Raw genomic sequence first — 7,679 nt, 5'->3', positions numbered from 1 at the left:
CTGACCCCACGGCGGGCTGCGCTAAATCCGTCCGACGGTGGACGCAAACGGGCTTGGCGTGGGCAGACTGGAGGCATGAGCGAAGCGAACCGGGGGGTGTGGGGGGTCGGCCCCCCACAAGGAGCACGCATGAGCACCGACAACCGGGTCATCCGGGCGGCACGCCGGGGCGCCGTCTCGGCGATCGTCGCCGCCGTCGCCCTGCCGGCGTTCGCCTTCACCGCCCCCGCGCAGGCCGCACCGGCACAGCCCGCCGCAGCGCAGACCACCACCGCACAGACCACCACCCAGACGTCCGCCGACAACGTCGGGCAGATCGCCAAGGGCCTGATCGACTCGCGGCTCTACGTGACGAGCGAGGCCGGGAACGTGCTGTCCCCCGCCGACCGGAACGCGATCACGTCGGCCCTCGGCGGCGACCGGGACGCCGACATCCGCGCCGTCGTCGTCGGCAACGGGGTCACCCGGGCCGAGGTCCGGCAGCTGCTCCCGGCCGTGGCCGAACGGGTCGGCAAGGGCGAGACGTACGTCGCCGTCACCGCGGACGGCAGCCGCATGGGCGGGATGTCCAAGAAGCTCGACCAGCGGGAGATCAACCAGCTCGTCACCCGCACCAACGGCACCCCGCTGAAGGACCGGCTGATCCAGTTCGGTGATCTCGCCGAGCAGAAGGTCGACGACAAGGCCCGGTCCGGCGCGATCGGCCAGTACGTGACGCTCGGCGTCCTGCTCATGCTCGCCGCGACGGTGGCGGGCGGGTTCCTCGTCGTCCGCAAGCGGCGCCTCGACCGCGAGGCCCGGCAGATGGCCGACCTCAAGGCCGGTGTCGAGGAGGACGTGACGCTCCTCGGCGAGGACATCGCGCGCCTCGACCTCGACGTCATGGACAAGGGCCTCGACCCCGACACCCGCGCCGACTACGAGCGCGCCATGAACTCCTACGACCAGGCCAAGCGGGAGACGGCCCGCGCCGCCAGACCGCAGGACATGCAGGCCGTCACGACCGCCCTGGAGGACGGCCGCTACTACATGACCGCGACGCGCGCCCGCCTCGCCGGCGAGCCCGTGCCGGAGCGGCGCCCGCCGTGCTTCTTCAACCCGCAGCACGGGCCGTCCGTCGAGGACGTCCTGTGGGCGCCGCCCGGCGGTGTCGAGCGTTCCGTCCCGGCGTGCGCGGCCGACGCGCAGGCCGTCCTCAAGGGGACGGACCCGGACGTCCGCATGGTGCCGTCCGGCGGCACCCGCCGCCCCTACTGGGACGCGGGCCCCGCGTACGGGCCCTACGCCGGCGGCTACTACTACGGCTACGGCGGGATCGATCTGCTCAGCGGGATGATGATCGGCACCATGCTCGGCTCGATGATGAGCGGCGGCTGGGGCGGCGGCTACGGCGGTGACGTCGCGGGCGGCGCCGGCGCGGACGGTGACATCGGAGGCGGCTGGGACTTCGGCGGCGGCGACTTCGGCGGCGGGTTCGGCGGAGGCGACTTCGGCGGCTTCTGACCGGCGCCCCCGGCGGCCCGGCCCCGCACGACGGGGGCGCGCGCCGGGGCCATGCAGGCGTGCCCAGGGTGTCACGCATGGACAAGGCACGACGTCATGCGGTGACGTGGACCCATGAGCAGGACACCCGCGTCGGCGCTGTACTGGCGCATCCTCGGAATCAACGGGCTGATCTTCGCGGCGGGGACGGTGGCGCTGGCGATGGCGCCCGTCACCGTGTCGTCGTTCGTCCTGCTGCGGGAGCTGCCCGTGCTGGTGGTCGGGCTCGCCGTGATGATGGCGGCGAACGCGGTTCTGCTGCGCGCCAGCCTGGCGCCGCTGGAGGGGCTCACCGCGCTGGTGACGCGGCTGGACTCGCTGCGCTCGGGCGACCGGCTGGCGACCGGCCGGAGCGGCGACCTGTTCCATCTGGTCGACCAGTTCAACGCGATGCTGGACCGGCTGGAGGCCGACCGCAGCACCAGCACCGCCGCGGTCCTGGACGCGCAGGAGGCCGAGCGGCGCCGCATCGCGCAGGAGCTGCACGACGAGATCGGCCAGAGCCTCACCGTCGTGCTGCTGGAGCTGAAGTCGGTGGTGAACAGGGCACCGGAGGAGGTGGCGGAGGAGCTGCGGGGCGTGCAGGAGACCGTCCGGTCGAGCCTGGACGAGGTGCGGCAGGTGGCGCGGCGGCTGCGTCCCGGCGTCCTGGACGACCTCGGCCTGACCAGCGCGCTCACCGCCCTCGCCGCGGACTTCTCCGAGGCGGGCGGGCCGCGCGTGACCCGCCGCGTGCAGACCGGCCTGGAGCGTCTCGGCGCGGACGCCGAGCTGGTGATCTACCGGATCGCGCAGGAGGGCCTGACGAACGTGTGGCGCCATTCCGGCGCCCGGAACGCCGAGCTGTCGCTGACCCAGGACGACGGCGGCCGCGTCGTCCTGCGGGTCGTGGACGACGGCTCGGGCCCGCCCACCGAGGTCGGCGCCGGAATCCACGGGATGCGGGAGCGGGCGATGCTCATCGGCGCCCAGCTCACCATCGGCCCGGCCGACGAAGACGGGACCGGCACCGAGGTCAGGCTGGTCGTCCCGCCTTCGGGCGCGCGGCGGGCGGCGGCGCCGTAGGCCGGGGGCCGCAGGTCAGGGTTCGACGAGCCCGACGCGGATGGCGTACTTGGTCAGCTCCAGCCGGTCGCGCATGCCGAGCTTGCCGAGGATGTTCGCGCGGTGCCGGTCGACCGTCTTGACGCTGATCGTGAGCGTCTCCGCGATCCGCCTGGACGAGTACCCCTCCGCGACCAGCTTGATGATCTCCTCCTCGCGCGGGGTGAGGACGCTGTCGGGGGCGTCGCCGTCCCGGTCGCGGGCCAGGTACTCGCGGATCAGCGCGGTGACGGCGGCCGGGTAGAGGAACGACTCGTCCCGCATCGCGGAGCGGACGGCGTTGAGCAGGTCCCGGTCGGCGACGGACTTCAGCACGTACCCGGACGCGCCCGCCTTCAGCGCCTCGAACAGGTACTGCTCGTTGTCGTACATGGACAGGATCAGCGTCCGGACGGACGGGAACCGCCGCGATATCTCCCGCGCGGCCTGCAGACCCGTCATGCGCGGCATCGCGATGTCGAGGATCGCGAGATCGACATCGCCGCCCGCGCACGCGTCGATCGCCTCCGCGCCGTCGGCGGCCTCGGCGACCACGGTCAGGTCGGGTTCGGCGTCCAGGATCAGGCGGAGCCCGCGGCGCACCAGCGCGTGGTCGTCGGCCAGCAGAATCCGGGTGGCGGACTCGCGCGTGTGCACCCCGATCACCTCCGGTCTCGCCCTCATCCTAGGCTCGGGACTTCGCGGGAGATCCCCGCCACCTGCAGATACATGATCCCTCCCCGCCGATATGGGGTCTGGACCCGATATCGGCGCGGGCCGCCGCCGCAAAGACTGGACAGCGTACGCAGAAAGGGGCGGACGCATGTCTCAGCGGTTCAGCGGCGCACGCCGTCCCCTGCCCGTGGCGCGACGGCGGCCGTCCTGCGACGGGCCGTTCCCCGGCGTCAGGAGGAGGGATCTATCAGCGCGAGGAACGAGGCTCTCCGGGAGCCGGAAGGACACCACAAGGATGCAAGCGCGGGACATCGCCGTACAGGTGCCGACCGTCACGCTGGGCGACCCCATCGCCCACGCGATCCAGGTCATGGCGCTCGGCCGCCTGCCCGGGCTGATCGTGATCGACGCCGAGCAGCGGCCCCGGGTCGTGCTGCCGGGGACGCAGGTGCTGCGGCTCGCGGTGCCGGCCGCCTACCAGGAGGATCCCGCGTTGAGCCGGGCCGTGGACGAGGCGCACGCCGACGTCTTCTGGCACGAACTCCGCGACAGGACGGTCGGCGACTGCCTCGGAACGCACATTCCCCGCCCGGTGATCGTGAAGGCGTCCGCGACGCTGCTGGAGCTCGCCACGGTGATGGCGCGGCTGCGCTGCCCCGTCGTCGCCGTGGTGGACGAGGCCGGTCTGCTCGCCGGCGCGATCACGCTCGACCGGCTGCTGTCCGCGCTGGCGCTGGCCAGGCCCGACGACACCTGACCCGGCGCTCCCGTGCGCTTAGGGGCGTGCGGTGAGCGCTGCCGCAGCGCTCGGGTTCTTCGTCGTCGCGTTCTTCTTCATCGCGACGGAGAAGGCCGACAAGGTCAAGGTCGTCCTGATCGCGGCCGGTGCGATGACCGTGCTCGGGCTGACCTCGGGCGCCGACGTGTTCTTCTCCGAGCACGAGGGCATCGACTGGAACGTCATCTTCCTGCTGCTCGGCATGATGATCGTCGTCGGCGTGATCAAGGGCACCGGGCTGTTCGAGTACCTGGCGATCTGGGCGGCGAAGCGCTCGAAGGGCAGGCCGTACCGGCTGCTGGTGATGCTGATGGCGATCACCGCCGTGGCGTCGCCGTTCCTGGACAACGTCACCACGATCATGCTGGTGGCGCCGGTGACGGTCGTGGTCTGCAACCGGCTGCGCATCCCGGCCCAGCCGTACCTGATCGCCGAGGTGCTGGCGTCCAACATCGGCGGCGCGGCGACCCTGATCGGCGACCCGCCGAACATCATCATCGGCAGCCGCGCGGGGCTGACGTTCAACGACTTCCTCGCGCACATGACCCCGATCGTGGTGATCATCTTCGTCACGTTCGTGGTGATGTCGCGGTGGATCTTCCGCAAGTCGTTCACCTACGACGAGCGGTACGTGGACGAGGTCATGGCGCTGGACGAGCGCCGGGCCATCACCGACCACCGGCTGCTGGTGCGGTGCCTCGCCGTGCTCGGGCTGATCATCGTCGGGTTCTCGCTGCACTCGGTGCTGCACGTGGAGCCGTCGATCGTGGCGCTCGTCGGCGCGGGCGTCATGCTGCTGGTCACGAAGGTCGAGGTGGCGGACGTCCTCAAAGAGGTCGAGTGGGGCGTCCTGGTGTTCTTCATGGGCCTGTTCGTGATGGTCGCGGGCCTCGGGCACACCGGCGTCATCGAGGACATCGGCACGTGGGCCGCGGACGCGATCGGCGACAACTACTTCGCCGCCGCCACCAGCCTGGTGTTCGGGTCCGCCGTGCTGGGCGCGTTCTTCGACAACATCCCGTACACGGCGACGATGGCGCCGATCGTGGAGGGGATGGCGGCCGACGCGGACCCGCAGACCGCGGACGCGCTGTGGTGGTCGTTCGCGCTCGGCGCCGACTTCGGCGGGAACGGGACGGCGGTCGCCGCGAGCGCCAACGTCGTCGCGATCGGCATCGCCGCCAGGACCGGTCACCCGATCGGCTTCTGGCAGTTCACCCGCTACGGGATCGGCATCACGCTGGTGAGCACCTTCATGGCGTGGGCGTACGTGGCGCTGCGCTACTTCTGACCGGCGCCACTTCTGAAACCGGCTGGCCGGGCGCGCCTAGTAGGCGTGCTCGGCCATCAGCCGCCGGGACGCCTCCGTCACGCTGCCCGACAGCGACGGGTACACCGCGAACGTCTGCGCCACCTGGTTGACGGTCAGGTGCTGCTGGACCGCTATCGACACGCCCAGGATCAGCTCGCTCGCCCGCGGCGCCACGATGACACCGCCCAGGACGATCCCCGTGGCCGGACGGCAGAACAGCTTCACGAACCCGTCCTCGAAGCCCTGCATCTTGGCCCGCGCGTTGGTGAACAGCGGCAGCATGACCGACCGGGCGTTGACCTCCCCCGAGTCGACCATGTGCTGCGTGACGCCGACCGCCGCGACCTCCGGGTCGGTGAAGATGTTGGACGCGACCCAGCCGAGCTTCAGCGGCTGCACCGCCTCGCCCAGCGCGTGCCACATCGCGATACGGCCCTGCATGCCCGCGACCGACGCCAGCATCAGCACACCGGTGCAGTCGCCGGAGGCGTAGATGTGCGGGACGGACGTCCGCGACACCTTGTCGACCTCGACGAACCCGCGCGAGTCGCAGCGGACGCCGACGTCCTCCAGCCCCATGCCGCCGGTGTTCGGGATCATGCCGACGGTCATGAGGCAGTGGCTGCCCTCGACCTTCGTCCCGTCCTCCAGCGTGACGATCACGCCGTTCCCCGACCGCTCCACGCCCGCGGCCCGGGACCGCGACATGACCTTCATCCCGCGCCGCAGGAACACCTCCTGCAGGACGGCGGCGGCGTCGGCGTCCTCGGTCGGCAGGATCCGGTCGCGCGACGACACCAGCGTCACCTTCGACCCGAGCGACAGGTACGCCCCGGCGAACTCGGCGCCCGTCACGCCGGAGCCGACGACGATCAGGTCCTCTGGCAGGTCGGGCAGGTCGTAGAGCTGGCGCCAGTTCAGGATGCGCTCGCCGTCCGGCTCCGCGCCGGGCAGCACGCGCGGCGTCGCGCCCGTCGCGATCAGCACGTTGTCGGCCTGGATCCGCGTGCCACCGACCTCGACGACGTGCGGCTCCACCAGCCGCGCCTCACCCCGGACGATCTTGACGTCCTCGTAGGCGAGCCGTTCGGCGACGTCGAACGACTGGGCGCGGGCGAGGTCCTTCACGCGCCTGTTGACGGTGGCCATGTCGGCCTCCAGCGCGCCGACGACCCCGTCAGGGCCGCCGTTGAAGCGCACGCCGAGCCCCTCCGACTCCGACATGACCGCGATGCGGGTCGAGGTGGCGATGAGCGTCTTGGAGGGCACGCAGTCGGTGAGCACGCAGGCACCGCCCGGACCGTCCCGTTCGACGACGGTCACGTCGGCACCGAGCTGCGCCGCGACCAGCGCGGCCTCGTAGCCCCCCGGCCCTCCTCCGATGATCACGATTCGGGTCACATCTTCCATTGTTTCCTACCCACGGCAGTGAAAAGTCCTGGAGCGAACCGGTTTCGCCGGGCGCGCCGATCCGGCTCCGCGGCGCGCGCCGATGCCGATGCGGGCTTCCTCCCGGCCGGTCGGCGCATGTGGCGTAACCTTGGCCAACGTGGCACTGTACGCGGCGTACGCCTCCAACATGGATCCCGACCAGATGGCGAGCCGGGCTCCGCACTCGCCGATGCGCGGCACCGGCTGGCTGGCCGGGTGGCGGCTGACCTTCGGCGGGCAGGACAAGGGCTGGGACGGCGCGCTCGCGACCGTCGTCGAGGACGACTCCGAGCAGGTGTTCGTCGTGTACTACGACGTGCCCGCCTGGGACGAGAAGGAGCTCGACGCCTGGGAGGGCGCGGCGCTCGGCGTCTACCGCAAGATCAGGGTCCGGGTGCAGACGCTGGACGGCGACGTGCTGTGCTGGATGTACGTCCTGGACGACTACGAGGGCGGGCTCCCGTCCGCGCGCTACCTCGGCATCCTCGCCGACGCGGCGGAGAAGGCGGGCGCGCCCGACGACTACGTGAAGGACCTGCGGACCCGCCCGTGCAAGTCCCTGGGCGACTAGCCGCGTGATCCGCGCCGGTATCGTCGGCGACGTGAGCAACGACGCTTTTGCGCTGGCGCGGGCCGCCGCGGAGGAGTTGCGCGCCCGCGCGTCCGTGGACTCCTTCGACGTCGCCCTCGTGATGGGCTCTGGGTGGGTCCCGGCCGCCGACGCGCTCGGCCGGCCGTCTACGGACGTGCTGGTCACCGAGCTGCCGGGGTTCGCGCCTCCGGCTGCCGAGGGGCATGCGGGTCGTGTCCGGGTCGTGGACGTCGCGGGGCGCCGCGCTTTGGTGTTCCTGGGCCGGA

The 7,679-nt window shown here is 71.7% G+C and carries 7 protein-coding genes and 1 pseudogene; 6 read left to right on the top strand and 2 right to left on the bottom strand.

Annotated features, from left to right (window positions below; translation table 11 throughout):
* Window positions 1–129 precede the first annotated feature (129 nt).
* The gene (locus E1264_RS37275) at window positions 130–1,503 is read left to right on the top strand and encodes a hypothetical protein (protein ID WP_132181378.1); all 1,374 of its coding nucleotides are present in this window, start codon (window positions 130–132) and stop codon (window positions 1,501–1,503) included.
* 114 nt (window positions 1,504–1,617) lie between these two features.
* Window positions 1,618–2,607: a sensor histidine kinase gene (locus E1264_RS37270; protein WP_132181376.1), complete on the top strand. Its 990-nt coding sequence runs from the start codon at window positions 1,618–1,620 to the stop codon at window positions 2,605–2,607.
* Window positions 2,608–2,622: 15 nt separating this feature from the next.
* On the opposite strand, the gene E1264_RS37265 is transcribed toward E1264_RS37270, so the two are convergent.
* On the bottom strand, window positions 2,623–3,309 hold the full coding sequence (locus tag E1264_RS37265; protein WP_132181374.1) for a response regulator transcription factor: 687 nt from the start codon (window positions 3,307–3,309) through the stop codon (window positions 2,623–2,625).
* A gap of 286 nt (window positions 3,310–3,595) precedes the next feature.
* Here E1264_RS37265 and E1264_RS37260 point away from each other — a divergent pair, with 286 nt between their 5' ends.
* Together E1264_RS37260 and E1264_RS37255 are read left to right on the top strand one after the other, a co-directional pair.
* Window positions 3,596–4,057 (top strand): CBS domain-containing protein, encoded by a 462-nt coding sequence (locus E1264_RS37260; protein ID WP_132181372.1) that lies wholly within the window; start codon window positions 3,596–3,598, stop codon window positions 4,055–4,057.
* 31 nt (window positions 4,058–4,088) lie between these two features.
* On the top strand, window positions 4,089–5,369 hold the full coding sequence (locus E1264_RS37255) for an ArsB/NhaD family transporter (protein WP_132181370.1): 1,281 nt from the start codon (window positions 4,089–4,091) through the stop codon (window positions 5,367–5,369).
* 36 nt (window positions 5,370–5,405) lie between these two features.
* On the opposite strand, the gene E1264_RS37250 is transcribed toward E1264_RS37255, so the two are convergent.
* A complete protein-coding gene (locus E1264_RS37250) occupies window positions 5,406–6,791 on the bottom strand; it encodes an NAD(P)H-quinone dehydrogenase (protein ID WP_132181358.1) in 1,386 nt (461 codons plus the stop codon).
* Window positions 6,792–6,939: 148 nt separating this feature from the next.
* Between E1264_RS37250 and E1264_RS37245 the strand changes: the two genes are divergently transcribed.
* Both E1264_RS37245 and E1264_RS37240 read left to right on the top strand, forming a co-directional pair.
* Window positions 6,940–7,392 carry a gamma-glutamylcyclotransferase gene (locus E1264_RS37245; protein ID WP_132181356.1) on the top strand — a complete coding sequence of 151 codons (453 nt, stop codon included), beginning with the start codon at window positions 6,940–6,942 and terminating at the stop codon, window positions 7,390–7,392.
* Between the two features lie 31 nt (window positions 7,393–7,423).
* Window positions 7,424–7,679: pseudogene (locus E1264_RS37240) on the top strand (purine-nucleoside phosphorylase); the annotation flags it as partial.

This window comes from Actinomadura sp. KC216 (assembly GCF_004348535.1).
Lineage (GTDB): Bacteria > Actinomycetota > Actinomycetes > Streptosporangiales > Streptosporangiaceae > Spirillospora.
Note: the sequence above shows the minus strand (reverse complement) of the source record. Positions and strands in the feature narration are given on the sequence as shown.